The sequence below is a fragment of the Streptomyces cellostaticus genome (assembly GCF_001513965.1).
GTDB classification, from domain to species: domain Bacteria; phylum Actinomycetota; class Actinomycetes; order Streptomycetales; family Streptomycetaceae; genus Streptomyces; species Streptomyces cellostaticus.
Genome location: NZ_KQ948040.1, coordinates 34744 through 59355, shown reverse-complemented (window position 1 = coordinate 59355; position 24612 = coordinate 34744). Strand labels below are relative to the sequence as shown.

Below are 24612 nucleotides of genomic sequence, written 5' to 3'. Positions count from 1 at the left end.
CTGCCCGCCGCGTTTACTGTGGAGAGCGCGGCGGGTAGTGCAGCATCGGCTTGAGGAGCAGCGTCATGGCAACTGTGATCACCGTGTTCGCCCTGCTCTTCCTGATCTTCATCGGCCTCGGCGCGTACGCCACGGTCAAGGCGGTCGGTGCCGCCAAGCGCGGCGTGGACCGTACGATCGCGCAGGCCCGCCGCACAGTCGAGGACCACACCCTGCGCGCCAAGTCCTTCGCCCAGCCCGGCCCGGCCGGTGAGATCGCCCAGCTGCGCCTGACACTGCGCACCTCGATGCGCGCCACTCAGGACGCGCTGTACGCGGGCACGGCAGAGGACGAGTCGCTGAAGGAGTCCGTCGGCCTCTTCGAGCGGCTCAGCGCACACGGGCACGAACTGGACGCCGAGCTCAAACGCTTGGAGTCCGAGCCGGACCGGGCCACGCTCGTCGCGCGGCTGCCCGAGCTGCGCCACCGCACCGAGCGCATCACCAAGTCCGCGGACTCGCTGCGCTGGGCCGCCCGCGACCGGGCCCGCCGCTTCGCCGACGACGACCTGGACACGCTCAGCGCCCAGATCGACGTCGAGGCAGGGGCCCTGCGGCACTGGACGCAGACCGAACCCGGGCCGGAGCCCGCGCCGTGGCCCGACGCCCCGGCCGCCGCCGACGACCCGGCAGCGCAGCAGCAGACCTGGCCACCGACACCCGGGTCCCGCCCGGCCGAGGAGCCGACGACCCCGGAGATCACCCCGCCGAGGCGGAGCCAGGCCTACCCCTGGCAGAAGAAGCCGCGCCCCGAGAGCACCACATGACCGGTCCGCTCCCGGCCCGGAGGGCAGGGGCCGGGCTGCCGCACGGGCACTACGGCAGGTAACCTCCAGCTCATGTCCCGCCATGTCGCGATCGTCACCGATTCAACGGCCTACCTGCCGCCGCGGACGATGGAGCGCCACGGCATCACAGCGGTGCCCCTGACCGTGGTCCTGGGCGACCAGGTGCTCGAAGAGGGTACGGAGATCTCGACCCGTTCCCTGGCCCAGGCGCTGCAGAAGCGGCGGCCGGTCACCACCTCCCGCCCCAGCCCTCAGATGTTCGCGGAGACCTACCGCAGGGTCGCCGAGTCAGGGGCGAGCGGCATCGTCTCCCTGCACCTGTCCGCCGAGCTGTCCGGCACCTACGACGCCGCGGTCCTCGCGGCGCGCGAGGCACCGGTGCCGGTGCGGGTGGTGGACACCGGGATGGTCGCGATGGCCCTGGGCTTCTGCGCGCTCGCCGCGGCCGAGGCGGCGGAGGCCGGCGGCACGGTGGACGAGGCCGTGACGGCCGCCGAGAAGCGGGCCGCGGGTACATCTGCCTACTTCTACGTCGACACGCTCGACTATCTGCGCCGTGGCGGCCGCATCGGCGCAGCACAGGCCCTGCTCGGTTCCGCGCTGGCCGTCAAACCGCTGCTCCAGTTGGACGGCGGCCGTATCGAACTCCTCGAAAAGGTCCGTACGGCGTCCAAGGCGATCGCCCGCCTCGAAGAGATCGCAGCCGACCGGGCGGGCAGTGCCGAGGTCGACATCGCCGTGCACCACCTCGCCGCCCCCGACCGGGCCTCCGCCCTCGCCGACCGGCTGCGGGCCCGGGTGCCCGGACTGGCCGACCTGCATGTGAGCGAGGTCGGCGCGGTGATCGGGGCGCACACCGGGCCCGGGCTGCTGGGAGCGGTCGTCTCGCCGCGCTGACGCCGGATCCTCGGCCCGCCCTCACCCGTGTGAGTGGTGGAGTTTTCCACAACTAGCCGGTAATCCCCGGGAATTGACCAAGATCATCGCGAAGTGGCGAGATGCCTCATCCTCGTCGCATGGCACTTCGATCACGTTCACGCACAGCCACCCCGACCAGCGGGCCCGGGCGTGGCCCCGCCTCCGACGGCCGCATCCGCCGGCGCTCCACCGACCGCGGCCGGGCCCGCCACCGGGCGCCCGCCCCGGCGGAGGAACTGCGCCGCCGCGCGGAACTCCTCTTCGGCGAACGGGCCGTGCAATGGCGCGAGTCGGGGAACGCCCCGCCGGACGGGCCGACTCCCGCGCGTACGGCGACCGTGACGGGAGCGGCGCCCGGGTTGCGTACAGCGGCGGCCACGGGGGCGGCGCCCAGGTTACGTACGCCGACGTTGTCGTGGGCGGCGCCCCGGCTGAGTACGGCGAGCACGACGCCGCCCGGACCGGGCGAGGCACGCGCGCCGTCCATGGAGCCCGGGCCCCCGACCCGGGCCGCCGAGGAGCAACTGGCAGGTCCAGCGGGCCATTCGGAGCCCGCGAAGCCTCTCGTACCGGGCCTGCGGGAGCGGGCCGGGCTTGCTCTGCGGGAGCGGTTGCCGGTGTGGTTGCAGGTGCGATGCGGGGTGGAGCGGCGGGGAGTGGTTGCGCTCGCCGTGGTACTCGTGGCAGCCGTCGCCTTCGCCGTCCAGCACTTCTGGGCCGGCCGGACGCAGCCCGTGAGCGCTCCTCAAGTGGTGCGCGCGCAAGCGCCGTATGCCAAGAAGGGCGATGAGGCGAAGTCCCGCGGTTCCGCCGGCGCAGCGGCGACCGCGGCCGGCCAGATCGTCGTGGACATCGGCGGCAAGGTCCGCAAGCCGGGGATCCGGCGGTTACCGGCCGGTTCCCGCGTGGCCGACGCCCTGCGCGCGGCGGGCGGAGTACGGCCGGGCGTGAGCACCGACGGGCTCAACCGGGCCCGTTTCCTGGTGGACGGCGAGCAGGTCCTGGTCGGCGCACCCCCAGGGGTGGCGGCAGCTCCGCCCGGGCCGGGCAACGGGGCGGGACCCGCCGCCCCGGTCTCCCTCAACACGGCGACCGCGGACCAGCTCGACACCCTGCCCGGAGTCGGCCCGGTGCTGGCCCAGCACATCATCGACTACCGCACCCGGCACGGCGGTTTCCGCTCGGTAGACGAACTGCGCCAGGTCAACGGCATCGGCGACCGCCGCTTCTCCGACCTGCGCAGTCTGGTGCGGCCATGAGAGGCGCACCGGATCGCGAGCCGTCGCGGCGCGGGGCAGCCGGTGCGGCCGGGAACAGTCCCGCCGACCAGCGGCCACCGACCCCGGCCGACCTGCGTCTGGTGCCGCCGGCGCTCGCGGCCTGGGGGACGGCGGCGCTGGCCGTGGACGCCGCGCCGGGCTGGAGCGCCGGCATCGCGGTCGTCTGCCTGGTCGCCGGAGCCGCTGTGCTGTCGGCGTGGTGGCGGGGGCGGTCGCGGACTCGGCTCGGCCGGCTCCGCGCCCCGGTCGCCGCCGTGCTGCTCTGCGTCGCCGCAGCTGCTGCCTCGGCGGGGCTGCACGGGGCGGACGTACGGCGCGGGCCGGTGCCCGAGCTGGCCCGCCGGTTCGCCACCGTGACCGCCGAGGTCGAGCTGACCGGCGATCCCTGGCTGAGCAGGCCCCGGGTGCGGGGTGATCACGCGGCGCCGACGGCGGTGCTGGCCCGGGCGGAGGTACGGCGCGTGGAGGAGGGCGACGGGACGGGTGTGCGCACGCGGAGCCCTGTGCTGCTGGTCGTCGACGCCGAGGTTCCGGCGCCACGGGCGCCCCCCGACGAAGACGCGCCCGCCGCGCCTCCCGCGCCCGGCGCACGCGGTGCGCGTCCGGTCTGGCTCGGGCTGCTGCCGTCCACGCGGCTGAGGGTGCACGCTCGACTGGCACCCTCCCTGACCGGCGGCGACCGGACCGCGGCCGTGCTGCGTGTGCGGAACGAACCGGTGCCGGAGGTCGTCGCAGGGCCGAGCGGGCCGCAGCGGCTCGCGGGCCGGCTCAGGGCCGGTCTGCGGGAGGCGAGCGACGGACTGCCGGGGGACGCCCGGGCGCTGCTTCCCGGACTGGTCGTCGGCGACACCTCGCGGATCACACCCGAACTGGACGAGGCCTTCAAGGAGACGGACCTGGCACACACGCTCGCCGTCTCCGGCAGCAACCTCACGATCCTGCTCGCCCTGCTCATCGGGCCGCCCGGTCTGGCCCAGCGCGTCGAGCGCCGCGGACTCGCCCCGCGCCTGGGGCTCTCGCTGCGAGCGACCGCGCTGCTCGCGGGAGCGCTCACGCCGCTTCGTGATCGTGTGCCGACCCGACCCCAGCGTGCTGCGGGCCGCGGCCTGCGGCACGGTCGCCCTGCTCGCCCTGGCGACAGGGCGCCGCAGATCCCTGATTCCGGCACTGGCCACGGCCGTCCTCCTGCTGGTCCTGTACGACCCGTGGCTGGCGCGCAGTTACGGCTTCCTGCTCTCCGTGCTGGCGACCGGCGCACTGCTCGTGCTGGCGCCCGGCTGGAGCGAGGCGCTGCGGCGGCGCCGGGTACCGGCCCGGTTCGCGGAGGCGCTGGCCGCGGCCGCCGCAGCGCAGGCCGTGTGCGCGCCGGTCGTGGTGGTGCTGTCGGCCCGGGTGAGCCTGGTGGCGGTGCCCTGCAATCTGCTGGCCGAGGCAGCGGTCGCCCCGGCCACGGTGCTGGGATTCGCCGCGCTGGCGACGGCGCCGGTGGCGATGCCGGTGGCCAAGGTACTGGCCTGGGGAGCGAGTTGGCCGACCGGATGGATCGCCAGGGTCGCCCGGACCGGGGCGGCGCTGCCCGGCGGGGGTGTGGACTGGCCGGGGAGCTGGGCCGGGGCGCTGTTGCTCGCGGCGGTCACCGTGGCCGTGGTCCTGGCCGCCCGGCGGCTGCTGCGCCACCCCTGGTGGTGCGGTGTGCTCGGCGTACTGCTCCTGCTGGTGGTGGTGCGGCCGGCGCCGCTGACCCGGGTCATCACGGGATGGCCGCCGCCGGGCTGGCGGTTCGCGATGTGCGACGTAGGCCAGGGCGACGCGACGGTGCTGGCAGCCGGCGAGGGAGCAGGGGTGGTCGTGGACGCGGGACCCGATCCCACACTGGTGGACCACTGCCTGCGGGAGCTGGGCATCACTCGCATCCCCTTGGTCGTCCTGACCCACTTCCATGCCGATCATGTCGCGGGCCTGCCCGGTGTCCTGCGGGGCCGCTCGGTGGCCGCGATCGAGACCACGGATTTCGAAGAACCGGCGGACCAGGCCGAGTTCGTGAGAAGGGAGGCGGCCGAACGGCACATCCCGCTCACCCGGGCCGCAGCCGGGGAGGAACGGCGCACCGGAGCCCTCGCCTGGCGGGTGCTGTGGCCGCCCGCGGCGCCACCTCCCGGCCAGGGCCCGGCACCGGAGCTCGACGGCCCGAACGACGCCAGTGTCGCCCTGCTCGTACGGTCCGGCGGACTGCGGCTGCTGTTGCTCGGGGACCTCGAACCTCCCGCCCAGCAGGAGCTGTTGCGGTCACCGGTGGCGGCCGAGCTGGCCGGCGTGGACGTCCTGAAGGTGGCCCATCACGGCTCGGCCTATCAGGACCCGGAGCTGATACGGCTGGCGGCCCCCCGGGTGGCGCTCATCTCCTGCGGCGCCGACAACCCCTATGGCCACCCGGCACCGGCGACCGTGGCCGCGCTGCGGGCCGGCGGCGCGATGGTGCTGCGCACGGACCGGGACGGGGCACTTGCGGTGGGCGGGACCGGAGGGGCAAGAGGGGAGGTGCGGGTGGCCCGGGACTGAGGCAGGCGAGGCGGGCGGGCGGCTTCGGGCAATCGGACGGGGGCGGACCGGCCCCGGCGGACAAGGAGGGACGGGCAAAGCACCGGAAGAAGAGAACAGCGGACACCGAACCAAGGACGGGAGGAGACCGGACACGGTCTCGGGTGTAGAGGCGGCCGGACTGGGGCGGGATGGGAGCCGGCAGGACCAGGTCGGGACGGGAGGCGGCCGGACCGGTTCGGGAGGAAGGACGAGGAGGCCCAGCTGGTACCCGTCGAGGGCGACCGGTGCCACCTGGAGGCAGCCGGATCCAGCACCGGATGGTAGGGACCGGGTCGGGAGGGGAGGCGGCCGGACCCGGCTCGGGATGAAGGGGGCAGAGGCCCGCCTGGTGCCCATGCTTCCGGGTGACCGGTGCCCGGACGCAGCCGGATCCAGCGCCGGGTGGGAGGGACCAGGTCGGGATGGGAGGGCTGGGCACAGACTGGGGGTATGAACGCAGCACAGATTGACGCCTATCTCCGTCGGATCGGGGCCGTGCGCCCGCAGCGGCCCACCGCCGAGGCGCTGCGCGAACTGCACCTGCGCCATCTGCGGACCGTCCCCTTCGAGAACCTGTCGATCCACCTCGGCGAGGAGATCGTGCTGGGCGAGAAGCACTTGCTGGACAAGCTGGTCGAGGCGCGGCGGGGCGGCTTCTGCTACGAACTCAACGGCGCGTTCGGGGTGTTGCTCGCCGCCCTCGGCTACGAGGTCGAGCTGCTCGCCGCGCGGGTGTACGGGGACGAGGGGCGGCTCGGGATCCCGTACGACCACCTCGCGCTGCGGGTGCGGACGGCCGACGGCGGTGACTGGCTCGCCGATGTCGGGTTCGGGGCGCACAGCCACTTTCCGCTGGCGTTCACGGAACGCGGTGAGCAGGCGGACCCCGGCGGGACGTTCCGGGTGGCGGAGGCCGGACCGGACGCGGCCGGGGTGCTCGGCGGCGGGGGAGACCCCTCCAGGTCGGCTGACCTGGACGTCGTACGGGACGGCCAGCCGGAGTACCGGCTGGAGCGGCGGCCCCGGGTGCTCGGGGACTTCGTGGGCGGGGCCTGGTGGAACAGCACTTCGCCGCACTCGCACTTCACCCAGTCCCTGGTGTGCTCACGGGTGACCGAGGACGGCGGGCGGATCACGCTCAGTGGGCGGAAGTTGACCACGACGGCCGCTGACGGCAGGAAGGAGACACGGGAACTGGGCACCGACGAGGAGGTGCTGGCGGTGTACCGGGAGGGGTTCGGGATCGGGCTGAGCTCAGTGCCGACACCGCTGTTGTCTCGAAAGCCGCATCCGAAAGTCGCATCAGTGACCGAATGAACCTACGGCAACGGTATGCAGGGCGAGGCGCGGGCGGCCTGCCGGGCCACCACCGAACTCCGCCGCGACGACTCCGCCGCGACGGCTTCACGGTGAGCCGGCAGACCATGCCGGCGCGGGGCATCGCGGTGGTCGGGCCGAGCATCCGGCTCGACCACGGCGTACCGCTCGTGCCCAACGGCTGACCTGGCGCTTCGGTCGGGGCAGTGTGCCGGAGAATGGGCCCGTGAGTGATGTGAGACATGTGCTGGTGCTGCCCGACCGCGATGCCGCCGAGGAGGCGGCCGAGGCGCTCGGGGAGCGCTTCGGCCTCGACGAGGAGCCCCAGCTCGTTCGGGACGCGCTGGCCGGCGAGGACGACGCCGAGGACGCCCAGTGGCTGGTCGTGCTGCACGACGAGGGCGAACGCCTGGACCCCGCCGAGCTGGACGCGTTCGCGGGGCAGTGGGACGGCTGGCGCGAGGAGCCGTGACCCCGAGGCGGACTCCGGGTGGGCTCGGGGACCGATCAGGGCCGCGGACCGGTTCGTTGTCAGTGCCGCGTGGGATGCTTTAGGCGATGGCCAGAAAGACTGCAAATGACGACCCTCTCGCCCCGGTGACCCTTGCCGTGGGCCAGGAGGACCTCCTGCTCGACCGTGCCGTGCAGGAGGTGGTGGCTGCCGCCAGAGCTGCCGACGCCGACACGGACGTACGTGACCTGACCCCGGACCAGGTGCAGCCCGGCACACTCGCCGAGCTGACCAGTCCCTCGCTCTTCGCCGAGCGCAAGGTCGTGGTCGTACGCAATGCGCAGGATCTGTCCGCCGACACGATCAAGGATGTGAAGTCCTACCTCGGGTCCCCCGCCGAGGAGATCACCCTCGTGCTGCTCCACGCGGGCGCCGCCAAGGGCAAGGGCCTGCTGGACGCCGCGCGCAAGGCGGGCGCGCGTGAGGTGGCCTGCCCGAAGATGACCAAGCCGGCGGACCGGCTGGCGTTCGTGCGGGGGGAGTTCCGCTCGTTCGGGCGGTCGGCCACGCCCGAGGCCTGCCAGGCCCTGGTCGACGCGATCGGAAGCGATCTGCGGGAGCTGGCTTCGGCGGCGGCGCAACTCGTCGCCGACGTAGAGGGGACGATCGACGAGGCCGTCGTCGGGCGGTACTACACCGGGCGGGCCGAGGCCTCCAGCTTCACGGTCGCCGACCGGGCCGTGGAGGGGCGCACGGCGGAGGCGCTGGAGGCACTCAGGTGGTCGCTGGCGACCGGGGTCGCGCCGGTGATGATCACCAGCGCGCTCGCGCAGGGCGTGCGGGCGATCGGCAAGCTGTCGTCGGCGCGCGGCGGCCGGCCCGCCGACCTCGCGCGGGAGCTGGGGATGCCGCCCTGGAAGATCGACCGGGTGCGGCAGCAGATGCGGGGCTGGACGCCGGACGGGGTGGCCGTGGCACTGCGTGCGGTCGCCGAGGCTGACGCGGGTGTGAAGGGCGGCGGCGACGATCCCGAGTACGCCCTGGAGAAGGCCGTCGTGACGATCGCCCGGGCGGCGCGGTCCAGAGGACGGGGCTGAGCCGCCGGCGGGAGCGTGATCCAGTCGCCCCGCCGCGGTCGGCGAGGAGAATCGGAGCTGTCAGCCGTACATCGCCGAGGCACGGGAAGGTGGCGGTCTCCATGGCTGAACACCCGCATGCAACGCTCGTCCGCAAGGGTTACGACGCCTTCCTCCGCGTCGACATGGACACCCTGCGCGGGTTGATGACGGCGGACGTCACCTACCACGTGCCCGGCAGCCACCCGCTGTCCGGTGACTTCAAGGGCCAGGACGCGGTGATCGGGATGTACCGCCGGCTCTTCCAGGAGACCGGTGGCAGCTTGCGCGCCGACCTGCGCACGGTGTTCGTCGACGGCCGGGGCCATGCCGTCGCCCTGCACCACATCACCGCGGAGCGCGAGGGGAGGCGCTATCACGAGGACGGATGCCTCGTCGTCCGGATCGTCGGGGACAAGATCACCGACATCGACCAGTGCGTAACGGACATCGACCTGGACAACGCGTTCTGGTCGTGACGCAGGTGCCCGGGGGTGGTCATGCCGAAGGCCCCGCCGCCCACCCTGGGGAAGGGAGGGCACCGGGGCCTCGGATCAAGCTTGCGAGCCCGTTCCCGCGTGGCGAACGCAGGCCGCGAACAGGCTCTGGGGTGCCGGACGGGAGCGGATGAGAGAGGGCCCGCTCTGGGTCCTTCCGGCGGTCAGATCAGAAGGGAGTTTCAGCCCTTGAGGGACGTGACCTTGGAAGCAAGCGCCGACTTCTTGTTGGCGGCCTGGTTCTTGTGGATGACGCCCTTCGAGACGGCCTTGTCGAGCGCACGCGCGGCAGCGCGCTGCAGCTCGGTGGCCTTCTCGACGTCACCCGCGGCAGCGGCCTCACGGGCCTTGCGGATCGCGGTCTTCAGGGAGGACTTGACGGCCTTGTTGCGCAGCCGAGCCTTCTCGTTGGTCTTGATCCGCTTGATCTGGGACTTGATGTTCGCCACGAAGGAGCCTTTTCAGGTTCAGGTGCGGGGCCGCTCGGGTCCCGTACCGGTGATCCAAAAATTTTCTGTCGCGCCTCACGCCGAGAGGGCATGAGGCACAGCCATCTACAGTACCAGTGGCCCTGCGAACGGCCCAAAACGGTCCTCGGTCCCTCCGCGTGGGACCATGGAGACTACGTATCGATCCGACCCGAGGCATAAGGCGCCTCAAGAGACAGGACCCTGCGTGCCCGCGACCCCTAACCATGTGCCCGAGCCGAGCCGTACCGCCCCGGCTCTGATCCGCAATTTCTGCATCATCGCGCACATCGACCACGGCAAGTCCACACTCGCCGACCGGATGCTCCAGCTGACCGGTGTGGTCGAGCAGCGGCAGATGCGTGCTCAGTACCTCGACCGGATGGACATCGAGCGCGAGCGCGGCATCACGATCAAGTCCCAGGCGGTGCGTCTGCCCTGGGCCCCGACCGAGGGCCCCGACCAGGGCACGACCCACATCCTCAACATGATCGACACCCCGGGGCACGTCGACTTCACCTACGAGGTCTCGCGGTCGCTGGCCGCCTGTGAGGGGACCATCCTCCTCGTCGACGCCGCCCAGGGCATCGAGGCGCAGACCCTCGCCAACCTCTACCTGGCGATGGAGAACGACCTCACGATCATCCCCGTACTGAACAAGATCGACCTGCCGGCCGCCCAGCCGGAGAAGTTCGCCGAGGAGCTGGCGAACCTGGTCGGCTGCGACCCGTCGGACGTGCTCAAGGTCTCCGCCAAGACCGGCCTCGGCGTCGACGCGCTGCTCAACAAGGTCGTCAAGGAGATCCCGGCGCCGGTCGGGGTCGCCGATGCGCCGGCCCGCGCGATGATCTTCGACTCGGTCTACGACTCCTACCGCGGTGTCGTGACGTACGTCCGTGTCATCGACGGCCAGCTCAACAAGCGCGAGCGCATCAGGATGATGTCGACCGGTGCCACCCACGAGCTGCTGGAGATCGGGACCAACTCGCCGGAGATGCTCCCGGCGGACGGTCTCGGCGTCGGTGAGGTGGGCTACCTCATCACCGGCGTGAAGGACGTGCGCCAGTCCAAGGTCGGTGACACCGTCACCAGCCAGGCCAAGGGCGCCACGGAGGCGCTCGGCGGCTACAAGGACCCGAAGCCCATGGTCTTCTCGGGTCTGTATCCGCTCGACGGCTCCGACTACCCCGAGCTGCGCGAGGCCCTCGACAAGCTGCAGCTCAACGACGCCGCGCTGGTCTACGAGCCGGAGACCTCCGCCGCCCTCGGCTTCGGTTTCCGCGTCGGCTTCCTGGGTCTGCTCCACCTCGACGTGATCCGCGAGCGGCTGGAGCGCGAGTTCGGGCTCGACCTGATCGCCACCGCGCCGAACGTGGTCTACCGCGTGGTCATGGAGGACGGCACCGAGTACACCGTCACCAATCCGAGCGAGTTCCCCGAGGGCAAGATCCGCGAGGTCTACGAGCCGGTCGTGCGTGCCACCATCCTGGCGCCCACCGAGTTCATCGGCTCGATCATGGAGCTGTGCCAGACCCGGCGCGGCACCCTGCTCGGCATGGACTACCTCTCCGAGGACCGGGTCGAGATCCGCTACACCCTCCCGCTCGCGGAGATCGTCTTCGACTTCTTCGACCAGCTGAAGTCCAAGACCCGCGGCTACGCGTCCCTCGACTACGAGCCCACCGGCGAGCAGACCTCCAGCCTGGTCAAGGTGGACATCCTGCTGCACGGCGACAAGGTGGACGCCTTCTCGGCGATCACCCACAAGGACGCCGCGTACGCGTACGGGGTGCGGCTCGTCGCCAAGCTGCGCGAGCTCATCCCGCGGCAGGCCTTCGAGGTGCCGATCCAGGCCGCCATCGGCTCCCGGGTCATCGCCCGCGAGACCATCCGCGCCATCCGCAAGGACGTCCTCGCCAAGTGCTACGGCGGTGACATCTCCCGTAAGCGGAAGCTGCTGGAGAAGCAGAAGGAAGGCAAGAAGCGGATGAAGATGGTGGGTTCCGTGGAGGTTCCGCAGGAGGCCTTCATCGCGGTCCTGTCCAGCGATGACAGCGCGGGGTCGGCCAAGAGTAAGAAGTAACCGCGGGTAACCACGGCTTGCGCTCGCAAACCGGGTACAACGGGGGCTCGTCGTGCGAAAGCGTGGCGGGCCCCTACGCGTGCGTAGCGTCGCTCTGAGTGGAAAGTGACAGGCCGATGCCCCTTACGCAGCGGCCGGTCGCGCCTTACTCTGATCCCTGCTCGATAGTTACTCGCGAGTTAAACAACAAGCGCGAACCCCACCGTGAGTTAACCCAGCCGCACTTGAGCCAGCCGCACTGTCGCGGGCCCCGGAGGATGTCGTGAGCGACACACAGACCCTGATCGAGAACCGTCCGCCGTCCGTGGCGGCCCTCTTCCTGGAGCGCGTGGCGGCCACACCGGACGCCGAGGCCTACCGCTACCCCGTCCCGCCGGCCTCCGGCCAGGGCCCCGACGACTGGAAGTCGCTGAGCTGGGGCGAGGCGGCGCAGCGGGTGTACGCGATCGCCGCCGGGCTCATCGAACTGGGCGTGCAGCCGGAGCAGCGGGTGGCGCTCGCCTCCTCGACCCGCGTCGAGTGGGTCCTCGCCGACCTCGGCATCATGTGCGCGGGCGGCGCCACCACGACCGTCTACCCGCAGACCAACGCCGACGAGTCGGCGTTCATCCTCTCCGACTCCGAGAGCCGGGTGCTGATCGCCGAGGACGCGGCCCAGCTCGCCAAGGCGGTGGAGAAGCGCGGCGAGCTGCCCGCGCTGACCAAGGTCGTGGTGATCGACCCGGCCGGCGTCGAGACGAACGACTGGGTGACCACCCTCACCGAGCTGGAGCAGCGCGGTGCCGCCTATCTGGACAAGCACCCCGAGCTGATCAAGGAGCGGGTCGGCGCGATCACCAAGGACCAGCTCGCCACCCTCATCTACACCTCCGGCACCACCGGCCGCCCCAAGGGCGTGCGTCTGCCGCACGACAACTGGGCGTACATGGCGAAGGCCATCGCCGCGACCGGCCTGATCAGCGGCGAGGACGTGCAGTACCTCTGGCTGCCGCTCGCCCACGTGTTCGGCAAGGTGCTCACCTCCGGCCAGATCGAGGTCGGCCACGTCACCGCCGTCGACGGGCGCGTCGACAAGATCATCGAGAACCTCCCGGTGGTGCAGCCGACGTACATGGCGGCCGTGCCGCGCATCTTCGAGAAGGTCTACAACGGCGTCGTGGCCAAGGCCCGCGAGGGCGGCGGGGCCAAGTACAAGATCTTCCAGTGGGCCGCCGAGGTCGCCCGCGAGTACGCCAAGGCCAGCCAGGACAACTTCCGGCGCACCGGCAACCGCACCGTGCCCTTCGGTCTCGCGGCCAAGCACAAGGCCGCCGACGCGCTCGTCTACGCCAAACTGCGCGAGGCCTTCGGCGGCCGGCTGCGCGCCTGCGTCTCCGGCGCCTCCGCGCTCTCCCCGGAGATCGGCTACTTCTTCGCCGGCGCCGGCATCCACGTCCTGGAGGGCTACGGCCTCACCGAGACCTCCGCCGCCTCGTTCGTCAACCCCGGCGAGGCCTACCGCACCGGCACCGTCGGCAAGCCGCTGCCCGGCACCGAGGTCCGCATCGCCGACGACGGCGAGATCCTGCTGCGCGGCCCCGGCATCATGGACGGCTACCACCAGCAGCCCGAGAAGACCGCCGAGGTGCTGGAGTCCGACGGCTGGTTCCACACCGGCGACATCGGCGAGCTGTCGCCCGACGGCTACCTGCGCATCACCGACCGCAAGAAGGACCTCATCAAGACCTCCGGCGGCAAGTACGTCGCCCCCGCCGAGGTCGAGGGCCAGTTCAAGGCGGTGTGCCCGTACGTCTCCAACATCCTGGTGCACGGCGCCGACCGGAACTACTGCACCGCTCTCATCGCCCTGGACGAGATCGCGATCCTCCAGTGGGCGAAGGAGAACGGCTTGGACGGCAAGTCGTACGCCGAGGTCGTCGCGGCGCCGCAGACGGTGGAGCTGGTCGACGGCTATGTGCGGGAACTCAACACCGGTCTTCAGCGCTGGCAGACGATCAAGAAGTTCCGGCTGCTGCCGCGCGACCTGGACGTGGAGCACGGTGAGATCACGCCGAGCCTGAAGCTGAAGCGGCCTGTTGTCGAGCGGGAGTACCGGCACCTCATCGACGAGATGTACGCGGGGACGCGGGAGTCGTAGGCCCTGAGGGGGACTGCGCGTCGTTGAGCCGTTGCGGGCCGTCCGCGGCTGGTCGCGCAGTTCCCCGCCCCCCTCTTACGGCTCGCTTCACATCGCGTTCGAAACTGTCCTCCAGTAGCACAGTTCGCATGCGTTGCTGGTCGCTTCGGTGACTCTGCGCTTATCCATGGGGTCGGTCTGTCACCCTGGCCGCATGGACATGGCGGCCATACCGATGCAGCGGGAGAACGAGACCCACGCCCGAGGGGCTCAGGGGCACGCCACCCTGCCCGGCAGCCCCCTCGCGCCGGGGGCTGCCCGCGCGCTGCTGCGCACGGCGTTCACCGATGCCCCCGAGATCTGCGCGCGGCTCGCCGACGACGCCATGGCCGTCGTCAGCGAACTGGTCACCAACGCCGTCGTGCACGCGGGCACCGAGGTGGAGGTGGACTGGCGGCTGGAGGAGAGCGGCGCGTTCGTGGTGGAGGTGCGTGACCACCACCCCGCGCGCGCCCCGCGCGACCCTTCGGGCGGCGAGGCACCGTACGAGATCTCCGACCACGGGCGCGGCCTGCGCCTGGTCGCCACCCTCGCCGAGTCCTGGGGCGTCACCTACCGCACCGGCACCAAGACGGTGTGGGCGCGGCTGCCGCCCGGCGGCCGGGACGAGCCGGACGAGCCCGCACCGGTCCCCGCCCTGGAGACCGCCGAGGCGCTCGCCCCGCAGCCGCAGCGCCCCGGAGCCGACCGGGACTGGCTGGGCCGGGGCGCGCTGTCCTTTCTCGCCGAGGCCTCCGACCTGCTCGCCGGACAGCTGGACGAGAACCTGGTCGCCGCCCTCACCGGGCAGCTGATCGTGCCCCGGCTCGCCGACTGGTGCGCGGTGTGGCTGGAGGACGAGGCGAGTGCGCGCGGCGGAGACGGCGGCGCGCCCGCACGCGTGTGGCACGCCAGCGAGAGCCGGATCGAGGAACTGACCCGCGCCCTGGAGAAGGACCCGCCGTGCCCGCGCGACGGACTGCGCTCCGGCCCGGAGCCGTACCCCTGGCCCGGTGACGCGCTCGGCCCGCAGGGCGCCGACGGCACCGCACTCGCGTACCGGCTCATAGCGGGCGGCCGTCCGCTGGGCACGCTGGTCATCGGGCGGTGCGGGCTGCTCAGCTTTCCCGACGAGGTCACCGGTCTGGTCGAGGACCTCAGCCGCCGGGTGGCCCTCGCCATCGGCGCGGCCCGCCAGTACGCCCGGCAGGCCACCATCAGTGCCGTCCTGCAGCGCGGCCTGCTGCCCGGCGCGGTCGCCGAGATCCCCGGAATGCGCAGCGCGCTCGTCTACGAGCCCTGCGACAAGGGCGGCCCGAGCGGCGACTTCTACGACCTCTTCCCGGCGGGCGACGGCCGCTGGTGCTTCGCGGTCGGCGACGTACAGGGCAAGGGCCCCGAGGCGGCGGTCGTGATCGGGCTCGCCCGCCCCTGGCTGCGTCTGCTCGCCCGCGAGGGCTACCGGGTCGCCGACGTCCTCGACCGCCTCAACCAGCTCCTCCTGGACGACGCCACCGAGGCCGCCGACGCGGCCGCCCGCGCCCTGGTCGCCGCCGGCGGCCGGCCCGTGGCCCCCGGGGACGGCCCGCAGACCCGCTTCCTGTCCCTCCTCTACGGCGAGCTGACCCCGCACGACGACGGCGTCCGCTGCACCCTCGCCTCGGCCGGACACCCACTGCCGCTGGTCCTGCGCCCCGACGGCGAGGTGCGCACCGCCGCCCGGCCGCAGACCCTGCTCGGGGTGGTCGAGGACGAGACGTACACCAGTGAGACCATCGACCTGCGGCCCGGCGACAGCCTGCTGTGCGTCACCGACGGGGTGACCGAGCGGCGCTCCGGCTCCCGCCAGTTCGACGACGGCGACGGGCTCGCGCGGGCCCTGTCCGGCTGTACGGGCCTGAGCGCCGAGCTGATCGCGGAAAGGATCCGCCGCCTGGTGCACGACTTCGGCGGCGGCCTGCCGGAGGACGACCTCGCCCTCCTGGTGCTCCAGGCGGAGTAACCGCCGTCGTACGGGACAATGGAGGACATGCCTTCCGCACTCCCCGACGGTGAGCCCGTCCCCGACGACGGCGCGCTGCCCCCCTCCGCGCTCGCCGGCGCCGCCGACCGACCCCTCGGGTTCTACCTGCACGTCCCGTACTGCGCCACCCGCTGCGGTTACTGCGACTTCAACACCTACACCGCCACCGAGCTGCGCGGCTCGGGCGGAGTGCTCGCCTCCCGGGACAACTACGCGGACACGCTGACCGACGAGATCCGTCTGGCCCGGAAGGTACTGGGCGACGACCCGCGCGAGGCCCGTACGGTCTTCGTGGGCGGGGGCACGCCGACGCTGCTGGCCGCCGACGATCTCGTACGCATGCTGGGCGCGATCCGCGACGAGTTCGGTCTGGCGCCGGACGCGGAGATCACGACGGAGGCGAACCCGGAGTCGGTCGACCCGGCCTACCTCGCCACCCTGCGCGAAGGCGGCTTCAACCGGATCTCCTTCGGCATGCAGAGCGCGAAACAGCATGTGCTGAAGATCCTCGACCGGACGCACACCCCGGGCCGCCCCGAGGCGTGCGTGGGAGAGGCGCGCGCGGCCGGCTTCGAGCACGTCAACCTCGACCTGATCTACGGCACGCCGGGGGAGTCGGACGACGACTGGCGGTCCTCGCTGGACGCGGCGATCGGGGCGGGACCGGACCACATCAGCGCGTACGCCCTGATCGTGGAGGAGGGCACGCAGCTCGCCCGCCGCATCCGCCGGGGCGAGGTCCCGATGACGGACGACGACGTCCACGCCGACCGCTATCTGATCGCCGAGGAGATGCTGTCCGCGGCGGGCTTCGACTGGTACGAGGTGTCCAACTGGGCCACCTCGGAGGCGGGGCGCTGCCTGCACAACGAGCTGTACTGGCGGGGCGCGGACTGGTGGGGCGCGGGCCCCGGGGCGCACTCGCACGTGGGCGGGGTGCGGTGGTGGAACGTCAAGCATCCGGGCGCGTACGCGGCGGCCCTCGCCTCCGGCCGCTCGCCAGGCGCGGGCCGGGAACTGCTGTCCGACGAGGACCGGCGGGTGGAGCGGATCCTGCTGGAGCTGCGGCTGCGGGAGGGCGTCCCGCTGTCGCTCCTGAAGGAGGAGGGGCTTGCAGCGTCCCGGCGGGCGCTGGCGGAGGGGCTGCTGGAGTCCGGTCCGTACGAGGAGGGGCTGGCGGTGCTGACCCTGCGGGGGCGGCTGCTGGCGGACGCGGTGGTGCGGGACTTGGTGGACTGATCACTCCGGCGGGTGAATCGGTGCAGAACGCCGGTTCGGTCCCTAACCAAGGGGGCGGCAGTGTACACCGTCGAGCTGTGCCGAAGGACGCGATCGACCGCGACGACCCCCTGCTGTGGGAGTTCGTCCCGGACGCCACGCCCCTGCGGCCCGGGCTGCCGCGCCTGCGCTACCGCATCGACATCAGGCACCAGCGCGCCTCGCACGAGAAGGCGCTCCGGCGCTGGGTGCCGCGTCCGCTGTGGCTCGGGCCCGTAGAGCAGCCCTGGCGGTACCTGGGCGCACCGGATCGCGCGGGCCACCGGCAGCGCACCCGAGAGGCGGCGGCCGGGATCACTCCGGCGCGGTGACGAAGTCGATCAGCTCCTCCACCCGCCCCAGCAACTCCGGCTCCAGATCCTTGTAGGACCGCACCCGCGACAAGATCCCCTGCCAGGCCGCCCCCGTGTTCTCCGGCCACCCCAGCGCCCGGCACACCCCCGTCTTCCAGTCCTGCCCGCGCGGCACCCGGGGCCAGCCGGGAATCCCCAGCGACGACGGCTTCACCGCCTCCCAGATGTCGATGTACGGGTGGCCGACCACCAGGGCGTGTTCGCTGGTCACGGACTCCGCGATGCGCCATTCCTTGCTGCCCGGCACCAAGTGGTCCACGAGCACGCCCAGCCGCGCGTCCGGGCCCGGACCGAACTCCGCCACGATCGACGGCAGGTCGTCCACGCCCTCCAGGTACTCCACGACCACGCCCTCGATGCGCAGGTCGTCGCCCCACACCCGCTCGACCAGCTCGGCGTCGTGCCGGCCCTCGACGTAGATGCGGCCGGCGCGGGCCACGCGCGCACGGGCGCCGGGGACGGCGAGCGAACCGGAGGCCGTACGGGTGGGCCGTACCGGAGCCGAGGACGACGGCCGTACGAGCGTCACCACCCGCCCCTCCAGCAGGAAGCCGCGCGGCTCCAGCGGGAACACCCGGTGCTTGCCGAAGCGGTCCTCCAGCGTCACCGTGCCCGCCTCGCAGCGGATCACCGCCCCGCAGAACCCGGTACCGGGCTCCTCCACCACCAGCCCCGGCTCGGCCGGCACCTCCGGCACCGGCTTGGGCTTCTTCCACGGCGGGGTCAGGTCGGGGGAGTACTGGCGCATTCGGATGACGATAGGAGAAGCGGGGGACCCGGGCTCACGACACGCCGAAACGCGCTGCCAGCTCGTCGCGTTGCCGTCGTACGAACGCCGCGTCCACCACCGCTCCGTGACCGGGCACGTACTGTGCGTCCTCACCGCCGAGGGCGAGCAGCCGGTCCAGGGCGTCGGGCCAGCGGGACGGTACGGCGTCCGGGCCCGCCTGGGGTGCGCCGGACTCCTCCACCAGGTCGCCGCAGAAGACGATCTCCGGCCCACCGGAGACCGAGCCGGGGACGAGCACCGCGAGATCGTGGGCCGTGTGGCCGGGGCCCACGTTGGCCAGCAGGGCCTGGCGGCCGTCGCCGAGGTCCAGGGTCCACTCGCCGGACACCAGGTGACGGGGAGGGGCGAGGGCGTCCACCGCCTCCTCTGCGTCCGCCGCCGGCAGGCCGTTCCGGATCGCGTCCAGGCGCATCTCCTCGCGCTCGTACGCGAACACCGCGTCGAGGCCCACCGCGCCGTACACCTCCGCCCCGGCGAACGCGGCCGCACCGAAGACGTGGTCGAAGTGCGGGTGGGTGAGCGCGAGATGAGTCACACGGCGGCCCGCGAGCCGCTGCGCCTGTTCCCGCACCCGCGCGCCCTCGGCCAGGCTCGACCCGGAGTCCACCACCAGCGCCGTACCCTCGCCGAGGACCAGGCCCACGGTGCAGTCCCAGCCGGGCAGTCGGCACCGCCCCACCCCTGCGGCCAGCCGCTCCCACCCCAGCTCTTCCCAAGTCGCCGTCATACCGCGACGCTAGCCGTTCAACCAGGTAAGGCGGCACCGACCTTGCCCAGTCAGTACCCCACGGCCGTACACTGGGCCGGGGAACTCTGGCACTCGGACACGCAGAGTGCCAGGCAGACGACCGAAGGGCCTAGGGGACGACATGCTGGAGGTGTGCGCGGATGCTGAGTGAACGCAGGCTTCAGGTGCTGCGCGCCATCGTCCAGGACTACGTGGGCACCGAGGAGCCGGTGGGGTCGAAGGCGCTCACCGAGCGGCACAACCTCGGCGTCTCCCCGGCGACCGTGCGCAACGACATGGCGGCCCTGGAGGACGAGGGGTTCATCGCCCAGCCGCACACGAGTGCCGGGCGCATCCCCACCGACAAGGGCTACCGGCTCTTCGTGGACAAGCTCGCGGGCGTCAAGCCGATGACGGCGCCCGAACGGCGGGCGATCCAGAACTTCCTCGAGGGCGCCGTCGATCTCGACGACGTGGTGGCGCGGACGGTGCGGCTGCTCGCGCAGCTGACCCGGCAGGTCGCCGTCGTGCAGTACCCGTCCCTGACCCGGTCCACCGTGCGGCATGTGGAGCTGCTCTCGCTCGCGCCCGCGCGCGTGATGCTCGTGCTGATCACGGACACCGGCCGGGTCGAGCAGCGGATGGTCGACTGCCCGGCGCCGTTCGGCGAGGCGTCCCTGGCGGATCTGCGGGCACGGCTGAACAGCCGGGTCGCGGGCCGTCGCTTCGCCGACGTGCCGAGACTGGTCGAGGACCTGCCGGAAGCCTTCGAGGCCGAGGACCGCGGTACGGTCTCCATGGTGCTCTCCACACTGCTGGAGACACTGGTCGAGGAGAACGAGGAGCGGCTGATGATCGGCGGAACCGCCAATCTCACCCGCTTCGGACACGACTTCCCCGTCATGATCCGGCCCGTCCTGGAGGCCCTGGAGGAGCAGGTCGTGCTCCTCAAGCTCCTCGGCGAGGCGAAGGATCCGGGCATGACCGTGCGCATCGGGCACGAGAACGCCCATGAAGGACTCAACTCAACCTCCGTCGTGTCGGTCGGCTACGGTTCGGGCGGCGAGGCGGTTGCCAAGCTCGGCGTGGTCGGACCGACCCGCATGGACTACCCGGGAACGATGGGAGCGGTACGCGCAGTGGCACGGTACGTCGGACAGATCCTGGCGGAGTCGTAAGTGGCCACGGACTACTACGCCGTTCTCGGCGTGCGCCGCGACGCGTCGCAGGATGAGATCAAGAAGGCGTTCCGTCGGCTCGCGCGCGAGCTGCACCCGGACGTCAACCCCGACCCGAAGACCCAGGAGCGGTTCAAGGAGATCAACGCCGCTTACGAGGTGCTGTCGGACCCGCAGAAGAAGCAGGTCTACGACCTCGGCGGCGACCCGCTCTCCCAGTCGGGCGGCGCCGGTGCGGGCGGCTTCGGGGCCGGTGGCTTCGGCAACTTCTCCGACATCATGGACGCGTTCTTCGGTACGGCGTCGCAGCGCGGGCCGCGCTCGCGCACCCGGCGCGGCCAGGACGCGATGATCCGGATCGAGATCGAGCTGGACGAGGCGGCCTTCGGGACGACCAAGGACATCCACGTCGACACGGCCGTTGTCTGCAACACCTGCAACGGTGAAGGCGCGGCTCCGGGCACGTCCGCCCAGACGTGTGACATGTGCCGCGGCCGCGGTGAGGTCTCGCAGGTCACCCGGTCCTTCCTGGGCCAGGTCATGACCTCCCGCCCCTGCCCCCAGTGCCAGGGCTTCGGTACGGTCGTGCCGACGCCGTGCCCGGAGTGCGCGGGCGACGGGCGCGTGCGCTCGCGTCGCACCCTCACCGTGAAGATCCCGGCCGGTGTCGACAACGGCACCCGGATCCAGCTCGCCGGCGAGGGCGAGGTCGGCCCCGGTGGCGGTCCGGCCGGCGACCTGTACGTCGAGATCCACGAGCTGCCGCACCAGACCTTCCAGCGGCGCGGCGACGACCTGCACTGCACGGTCACCATCCCGATGACCGCGGCGGCCCTCGGCACCAAGGTGCCGCTGGAGACGCTGGACGGCATGGAGGAGGTCGACATCCGGCCCGGTACGCAGTCCGGGCAGTCGATCCCGCTGCACAACCGCGGTGTCACGCATCTGCGGGGCGGCGGCCGGGGTGACCTGATCGTGCATGTCGAGGTCACGACCCCGACCAAGCTCGACCCGGAGCAGGAGCGGTTGCTGCGCGAGCTGGCGAAGCTGCGGGGTGAGGAGCGGCCGACGGGGCAGTTCCAGCCGGGGCAGCAGGGTCTGTTCTCGCGGCTGAAGGATGCGTTCAACGGGCGCTGACTGAAGGGGCTCTGCCCCTTCGGCCCCGCCAGGGGGCTCCGGCCCCCTGGACCCCCGGCCCATGCCCACCCACCACCCGACTCGGTCGGTTGCGAAGTGGCATGTGCCAGCGGGAAGGCTCGATTCGGACTTGTTCGGAGGACGTGACAACATGCCGTCATGTCCTCCGCGCTGACCGATCTCTTCCCCCACCCGATCGTGCAGGCCCCCATGGCGGGCGGTGTCTCCGTCCCGCAGCTCGCCGCCGCCGTCTGCGAGGCCGGCGGCCTCGGGTTCCTCGCCGCCGGATACAAGACCGCCGACGGCATGTACCAGGAGATCAAGCAGCTGCGGGGGCTCACGAGCCGCCCCTTCGGCGTGAACCTGTTCATGCCCCAGCCCGATACCGCCGAGTCGGGCGCCGTCGAGGTCTACGCCCACCAGCTGGCCGGCGAGGCCGCCTGGTACGAGACCGAGCTGGGCGATCCGGACAGCGGCCGGGACGACGGCTACGACGCCAAGCTCGCCGTGCTCCTCGACAACCCGGTGCCGGTGGTCTCCTTCCACTTCGGCGTCCCGAGCCGCGAGGTCATCGACTCCCTGCGCCGTGCCGGAACCTTCACCCTGGTCACCGCCACCACCGCCGAGGAGGCCCTCGCGGCCGAGCGGGCCGGGGCGGACGCGGTGATCGCGCAGGGCGTGGAGGCCGGCGGCCACCAGGGCACCCACCGGGACATCCCGGAGAACGACGGCTCCGGCCTCGGGCTGCTCTCGCTCGTCGCCCAGGTCCGCGAGACCGTGGGCATCCCGGTCGTCGCCGCCGGCGGCATCATGCGCGGCAGCCAGATCGCCGCCGTCCTCGCGGCGGGCGCGAGCGCGGCCCAGCTGGGCACCGCGTTCCTGGCCACCCCCGAGTCCGGCGCGAACGCCCTGCACAAGCAGGCGCTGACCAACCCTCTGTTCGCGCGCACCGAGCTGACCCGCGCCTTCTCCGGCCGCCCGGCGCGCGGACTGGTCAACCGCTTCATGCGCGAGCACGGCCGGTACGCCCCCGCCGCCTACCCCGAGATCCACCACCTGACCTCGCCGCTGCGCAAGGCCGCCGCCAAGGCCGGCGACGCGCAGGGCATGGCGCTGTGGGCGGGCCAGGGGCACCGGATGGCCCGCGAGCTGCCGGCCGGGCAGCTGGTGGAGGTGCTCGCGGGCGAACTCGACGCCGCCAGGACAGCGTTGTCGGCCACGGGTGATCTCCGATGACCGCGCCGGTGTTCGTCGTCGACTCCCTGGAGGGCGTGGGCCCGGGCTCGATCATCGACGTGGCGGGCCCCGAGGGGCGGCACGCGGTCTCCGTACGGCGGTTGCAACCGGGTGAGGACGTGGTGATCACCGACGGGAAGGGCCGGGGGGCGGCCGGGGTCGTCCTCAGCGTGTCGGGGAAGGACCACCTGGTCGTCGAGCCCTTCGAGTTCCCGCTGGAACCCGAGCCCAGCCCCCGTATCACCGTCGTCCAGGCCATTCCCAAGGGCGACCGCGGCGAGCTGGCCGTGGAGACGATGACCGAGACCGGCGTCGATGCGATCGTGCCCTGGTCGGCCGCCCGCTGCATCACCCAGTGGAAGGGCGACCGGGGCCTCAAGGCGCTCGCCAAGTGGCGGGCCACCGCGCGCGAGGCCGGCAAGCAGTCCCGCCGCCTGCGCTTCCCGGAGGTCGCGGACGCAGCGACGACCAAGCAGGTTGCCGCACTTCTCGCCAAAGCCGACTTCGCCGCCGTCCTGCACGAGGACCGCGACTACGGCAGTGAGCCGCTTGCGACCGCCGAACTCCCCGCCACGGGCGAGATCGTGCTGGTCGTCGGCCCCGAAGGCGGCGTCTCCCCCGAGGAGTTGACGCTCTTCGAGGAGGCGGGCGCGAAGGCGTACCGGCTCGGGCGTAGCGTGCTGCGTACATCGACCGCCGGCACTGCGGCCACCGCGCTGCTCCTCGGCCGCACCGGCCGCTGGTCCTGACCGCAGGGGGAATCACCATGGAACTCGCCCAAGTCAGGCTCCTCGTCACCGACTTCGCCGCCTGCTACCGCTTCTACGCCGAAGTCCTCGGCCTCAAGCCGCAGTCCGGGGCGGCCGAGGGACCGTACGAGAAGTTCAGCCCGCACACGGGGTCCGCCGGAATCGCGCTGCAGGACCGTGCGATGATGGCCGAAGTCCTGGGCGAACTGGGCGAGGAGGCCTGCGGCCACCGCTCCCTGGTCGTCCTGCGGGTGGACGACCTCGACGCCTACTGCGCGCAGATCACCTCCCGGGGCGCGACCCTCCTGCATGGCCCGGCCCCCATGACCGACCGCATGCGGGTGGCCCACCTCAAGGACCCGGAGGGCAACCTGGTGGAACTCCAGGAGTGGCTCCTGCTGCGCGCCTGACCACGACGGCCGGTAGCAACTCCCATCCGTCCACCTCACCGGCGGCAAGCCCCCGCTGCCGCACCTCGTCCACGAAGGCCCGTACGACACCGGGCTCGTGCAGACTGACCGAGCGTCCCTGCTCATCGACCACGAGCCCGGAGTGGGCGTGGAAACCGGCGCCGACCACGCGGCCGGGCCCGTCCCGGAAGACCACCCGCACCGCCACCCCGTCCCGGTGCAGCGTCAGCACCTCCCGGCAGGGACCACCGCCCGTGTGCCGGTGCCGGACGGTCCACCGCCACTCGTCCCCCTCGCCCACGACCAGCCGCCGGAGCCTGCGTTCGCTGCGCACCGGGCCAGAGTACGGGGTGACACGGACGAGGCGCCCGTACAAGCGGAGTGGCCGTATCCGGTCTACCACCCGCTCCCGCGCCGGTGGCACGCTGCTGTTCATGGGGCCTTTGAAGCGCATTGGGCAGCGGACACGGCGGGCGCGCGGGACTCGGATGGCGGCCGGGGCAGGGCTCGCGGTGGTGGCCCTGGGCGGGGTGGTGGGCTGTGAGCCGGGCGGTCTCAGCTCGGCCATGGTGGCGTACACCACCGACAAGACCGCGACACACGAACTGAAACAACAGCATGTGGGCGTCAGTTGGCTCACCTGCACCGGGAGCTTCACCACCGGCTTCGGAAAGAGCGGTGCCACGTCGAAGGCGCAGAACGTCGTCTCCGTCGACTGCCAAGGGGAGACCACGGACCGGCGCAAGATCACCGTCACCGGAAGGGTGACCAGGGCCGTCGACGGCGCCTGTGTGCGTGGGGATCTGACGGCCAAGGTCGGAGGCAGGCAGGTGTTCCGGGTCAGCGGGCTCGGCAACTGCGACGCCACGCCCCACGTGACGTACAAGCAGCCCACCGCCTACCACCCCTCCTACCCGCAGCCGGGCCCCACCGTCACCGTCACGCGGACCATCTGGTGCAAGGGGGATCCCACCTGCTGGCCCGCGCAGGGCAAGTGATCGGAACCGGCAGCGCGGTCAGGCGGCCGCTGCGTAAGGTGAC

The 24612-nt window shown here is 72.2% G+C and carries 22 protein-coding genes and 2 pseudogenes; 20 read left to right on the top strand and 4 right to left on the bottom strand.

Annotated features, from left to right (window positions below):
* Positions 1 to 65: 65 nt before the first annotated feature.
* The 9 genes and pseudogenes from AQI88_RS34105 to AQI88_RS34070 all read left to right on the top strand — a co-directional run bounded on the left by AQI88_RS34105 (position 66) and on the right by AQI88_RS34070 (position 8967).
* The gene (locus AQI88_RS34105; protein WP_067006884.1) at positions 66 to 806 is read left to right on the top strand and encodes a hypothetical protein; all 741 of its coding nucleotides are present in this window, start codon (positions 66 to 68) and stop codon (positions 804 to 806) included.
* Between the two features lie 72 nt (positions 807 to 878).
* A complete protein-coding gene (locus tag AQI88_RS34100; RefSeq protein WP_067006881.1) occupies positions 879 to 1724 on the top strand; it encodes a DegV family protein in 846 nt (281 codons plus the stop codon).
* A 119-nt stretch (positions 1725 to 1843) separates the two neighbouring features.
* Complete coding sequence (locus AQI88_RS43935) at positions 1844 to 3004, top strand: ComEA family DNA-binding protein (protein WP_079057983.1); 1161 nt, start codon at positions 1844 to 1846, stop codon at positions 3002 to 3004.
* Positions 3001 to 5584, top strand: a pseudogene (locus AQI88_RS34090) (ComEC/Rec2 family competence protein). The gene AQI88_RS43935 and the pseudogene AQI88_RS34090 overlap by 4 nt, the downstream one beginning before the upstream one ends.
* Positions 5585 to 6055: 471 nt before the next feature.
* Entirely contained in the window at positions 6056 to 6922 is an 867-nt protein-coding gene (locus AQI88_RS34085) for an arylamine N-acetyltransferase family protein (protein WP_067006875.1), read from the top strand.
* Between the two features lie 6 nt (positions 6923 to 6928).
* Positions 6929 to 7107 (top strand): annotated as a pseudogene (locus AQI88_RS49165) (YceI family protein); the annotation flags it as partial.
* 41 nt (positions 7108 to 7148) lie between these two features.
* On the top strand, positions 7149 to 7394 hold the full coding sequence (locus AQI88_RS34080; RefSeq protein ID WP_067006872.1) for a hypothetical protein: 246 nt from the start codon (positions 7149 to 7151) through the stop codon (positions 7392 to 7394).
* An 86-nt stretch (positions 7395 to 7480) separates the two neighbouring features.
* On the top strand, positions 7481 to 8470 hold the full coding sequence (gene holA, locus AQI88_RS34075) for a DNA polymerase III subunit delta (RefSeq protein WP_067006869.1): 990 nt from the start codon (positions 7481 to 7483) through the stop codon (positions 8468 to 8470).
* A gap of 101 nt (positions 8471 to 8571) precedes the next feature.
* A complete protein-coding gene (locus tag AQI88_RS34070; RefSeq protein WP_067006866.1) occupies positions 8572 to 8967 on the top strand; it encodes a nuclear transport factor 2 family protein in 396 nt (131 codons plus the stop codon).
* Positions 8968 to 9167: 200 nt separating this feature from the next.
* On the opposite strand, the gene rpsT is transcribed toward AQI88_RS34070, so the two are convergent.
* Positions 9168 to 9434 carry a 30S ribosomal protein S20 gene (rpsT, locus tag AQI88_RS34065; RefSeq protein WP_067006864.1) on the bottom strand — a complete coding sequence of 89 codons (267 nt, stop codon included), beginning with the start codon at positions 9432 to 9434 and terminating at the stop codon, positions 9168 to 9170.
* Between the two features lie 226 nt (positions 9435 to 9660).
* Here rpsT and lepA point away from each other — a divergent pair, with 226 nt between their 5' ends.
* From lepA to AQI88_RS34040, 5 genes are all read left to right on the top strand, one after another.
* Positions 9661 to 11535 carry a translation elongation factor 4 gene (gene lepA, locus AQI88_RS34060; protein WP_067006861.1) on the top strand — a complete coding sequence of 625 codons (1875 nt, stop codon included), beginning with the start codon at positions 9661 to 9663 and terminating at the stop codon, positions 11533 to 11535.
* A gap of 262 nt (positions 11536 to 11797) precedes the next feature.
* Complete coding sequence (locus AQI88_RS34055; RefSeq protein ID WP_067006856.1) at positions 11798 to 13672, top strand: AMP-dependent synthetase/ligase; 1875 nt, start codon at positions 11798 to 11800, stop codon at positions 13670 to 13672.
* A gap of 199 nt (positions 13673 to 13871) precedes the next feature.
* Positions 13872 to 15692, top strand: a complete 1821-nt coding sequence (locus tag AQI88_RS34050; RefSeq protein WP_167357500.1) for a SpoIIE family protein phosphatase — start codon at positions 13872 to 13874, stop codon at positions 15690 to 15692.
* Positions 15693 to 15719: 27 nt separating this feature from the next.
* Entirely contained in the window at positions 15720 to 16952 is a 1233-nt protein-coding gene (gene hemW / locus AQI88_RS34045) for a radical SAM family heme chaperone HemW (RefSeq protein ID WP_067007004.1), read from the top strand.
* 77 nt (positions 16953 to 17029) lie between these two features.
* On the top strand, positions 17030 to 17302 hold the full coding sequence (locus AQI88_RS34040) for a hypothetical protein (protein ID WP_067006850.1): 273 nt from the start codon (positions 17030 to 17032) through the stop codon (positions 17300 to 17302).
* Here AQI88_RS34040 and AQI88_RS34035 read toward each other — a convergent pair.
* Together AQI88_RS34035 and AQI88_RS34030 are read right to left on the bottom strand one after the other, a co-directional pair.
* On the bottom strand, positions 17286 to 18092 hold the full coding sequence (locus AQI88_RS34035; RefSeq protein WP_067006847.1) for a DUF3097 domain-containing protein: 807 nt from the start codon (positions 18090 to 18092) through the stop codon (positions 17286 to 17288). The two genes, AQI88_RS34040 and AQI88_RS34035, sit on opposite strands and share 17 nt — an antisense overlap.
* A 34-nt stretch (positions 18093 to 18126) precedes the next feature.
* Positions 18127 to 18861, bottom strand: a complete 735-nt coding sequence (locus tag AQI88_RS34030) for an MBL fold metallo-hydrolase (RefSeq protein ID WP_067006844.1) — start codon at positions 18859 to 18861, stop codon at positions 18127 to 18129.
* A gap of 161 nt (positions 18862 to 19022) precedes the next feature.
* On the opposite strand from AQI88_RS34030, the gene hrcA reads away from it, so the two are divergent.
* The 5 genes from hrcA (at position 19023) to AQI88_RS34005 (ending at position 23571) form a co-directional block, all read left to right on the top strand.
* The gene (hrcA, locus tag AQI88_RS34025; RefSeq protein WP_067006842.1) at positions 19023 to 20039 is read left to right on the top strand and encodes a heat-inducible transcriptional repressor HrcA; all 1017 of its coding nucleotides are present in this window, start codon (positions 19023 to 19025) and stop codon (positions 20037 to 20039) included.
* A complete protein-coding gene (dnaJ, locus tag AQI88_RS34020; RefSeq protein WP_067006839.1) occupies positions 20040 to 21176 on the top strand; it encodes a molecular chaperone DnaJ in 1137 nt (378 codons plus the stop codon).
* Between the two features lie 159 nt (positions 21177 to 21335).
* Complete coding sequence (locus tag AQI88_RS34015; protein ID WP_067006836.1) at positions 21336 to 22412, top strand: nitronate monooxygenase; 1077 nt, start codon at positions 21336 to 21338, stop codon at positions 22410 to 22412.
* On the top strand, positions 22409 to 23161 hold the full coding sequence (locus AQI88_RS34010; protein WP_067006833.1) for a 16S rRNA (uracil(1498)-N(3))-methyltransferase: 753 nt from the start codon (positions 22409 to 22411) through the stop codon (positions 23159 to 23161). Before AQI88_RS34015 ends, AQI88_RS34010 begins: the two co-directional genes overlap by 4 nt.
* A gap of 17 nt (positions 23162 to 23178) precedes the next feature.
* Entirely contained in the window at positions 23179 to 23571 is a 393-nt protein-coding gene (locus tag AQI88_RS34005) for a VOC family protein (protein ID WP_067006830.1), read from the top strand.
* Here the strand turns inward: AQI88_RS34005 and AQI88_RS43930 are convergent.
* Positions 23513 to 23905 (bottom strand): hypothetical protein, encoded by a 393-nt coding sequence (locus AQI88_RS43930; RefSeq protein ID WP_079057985.1) that lies wholly within the window; start codon positions 23903 to 23905, stop codon positions 23513 to 23515. The two genes, AQI88_RS34005 and AQI88_RS43930, sit on opposite strands and share 59 nt — an antisense overlap.
* A gap of 154 nt (positions 23906 to 24059) precedes the next feature.
* Between AQI88_RS43930 and AQI88_RS34000 the strand changes: the two genes are divergently transcribed.
* On the top strand, positions 24060 to 24569 hold the full coding sequence (locus AQI88_RS34000) for a hypothetical protein (protein ID WP_067006827.1): 510 nt from the start codon (positions 24060 to 24062) through the stop codon (positions 24567 to 24569).
* Positions 24570 to 24612: the final 43 nt, after the last annotated feature.

Coding starts and splice junctions, on each gene's coding strand:
- AQI88_RS34005 (WP_067006830.1), top strand. CDS start 23,179: ATGGAACTCGCCCAAGTCAGGCTCCTCGTCACCGACTTCGCCGCCTGC.
- AQI88_RS34105 (WP_067006884.1), top strand. CDS start 66: ATGGCAACTGTGATCACCGTGTTCGCCCTGCTCTTCCTGATCTTCATC.
- holA (WP_067006869.1), top strand. CDS start 7,481: ATGGCCAGAAAGACTGCAAATGACGACCCTCTCGCCCCGGTGACCCTT.
- AQI88_RS34100 (WP_067006881.1), top strand. CDS start 879: ATGTCCCGCCATGTCGCGATCGTCACCGATTCAACGGCCTACCTGCCG.
- hrcA (WP_067006842.1), top strand. CDS start 19,023: ATGCTGAGTGAACGCAGGCTTCAGGTGCTGCGCGCCATCGTCCAGGAC.
- hemW (WP_067007004.1), top strand. CDS start 15,720: ATGCCTTCCGCACTCCCCGACGGTGAGCCCGTCCCCGACGACGGCGCG.
- AQI88_RS34030 (WP_067006844.1), bottom strand. CDS start 18,861: ATGACGGCGACTTGGGAAGAGCTGGGGTGGGAGCGGCTGGCCGCAGGG.
- AQI88_RS34035 (WP_067006847.1), bottom strand. CDS start 18,092: ATGCGCCAGTACTCCCCCGACCTGACCCCGCCGTGGAAGAAGCCCAAG.
- AQI88_RS43935 (WP_079057983.1), top strand. CDS start 1,844: ATGGCACTTCGATCACGTTCACGCACAGCCACCCCGACCAGCGGGCCC.
- AQI88_RS34015 (WP_067006836.1), top strand. CDS start 21,336: ATGTCCTCCGCGCTGACCGATCTCTTCCCCCACCCGATCGTGCAGGCC.
- AQI88_RS34010 (WP_067006833.1), top strand. CDS start 22,409: ATGACCGCGCCGGTGTTCGTCGTCGACTCCCTGGAGGGCGTGGGCCCG.
- AQI88_RS34050 (WP_167357500.1), top strand. CDS start 13,872: ATGGCGGCCATACCGATGCAGCGGGAGAACGAGACCCACGCCCGAGGG.
- AQI88_RS34085 (WP_067006875.1), top strand. CDS start 6,056: ATGAACGCAGCACAGATTGACGCCTATCTCCGTCGGATCGGGGCCGTG.
- AQI88_RS34070 (WP_067006866.1), top strand. CDS start 8,572: ATGGCTGAACACCCGCATGCAACGCTCGTCCGCAAGGGTTACGACGCC.
- AQI88_RS34000 (WP_067006827.1), top strand. CDS start 24,060: ATGGCGGCCGGGGCAGGGCTCGCGGTGGTGGCCCTGGGCGGGGTGGTG.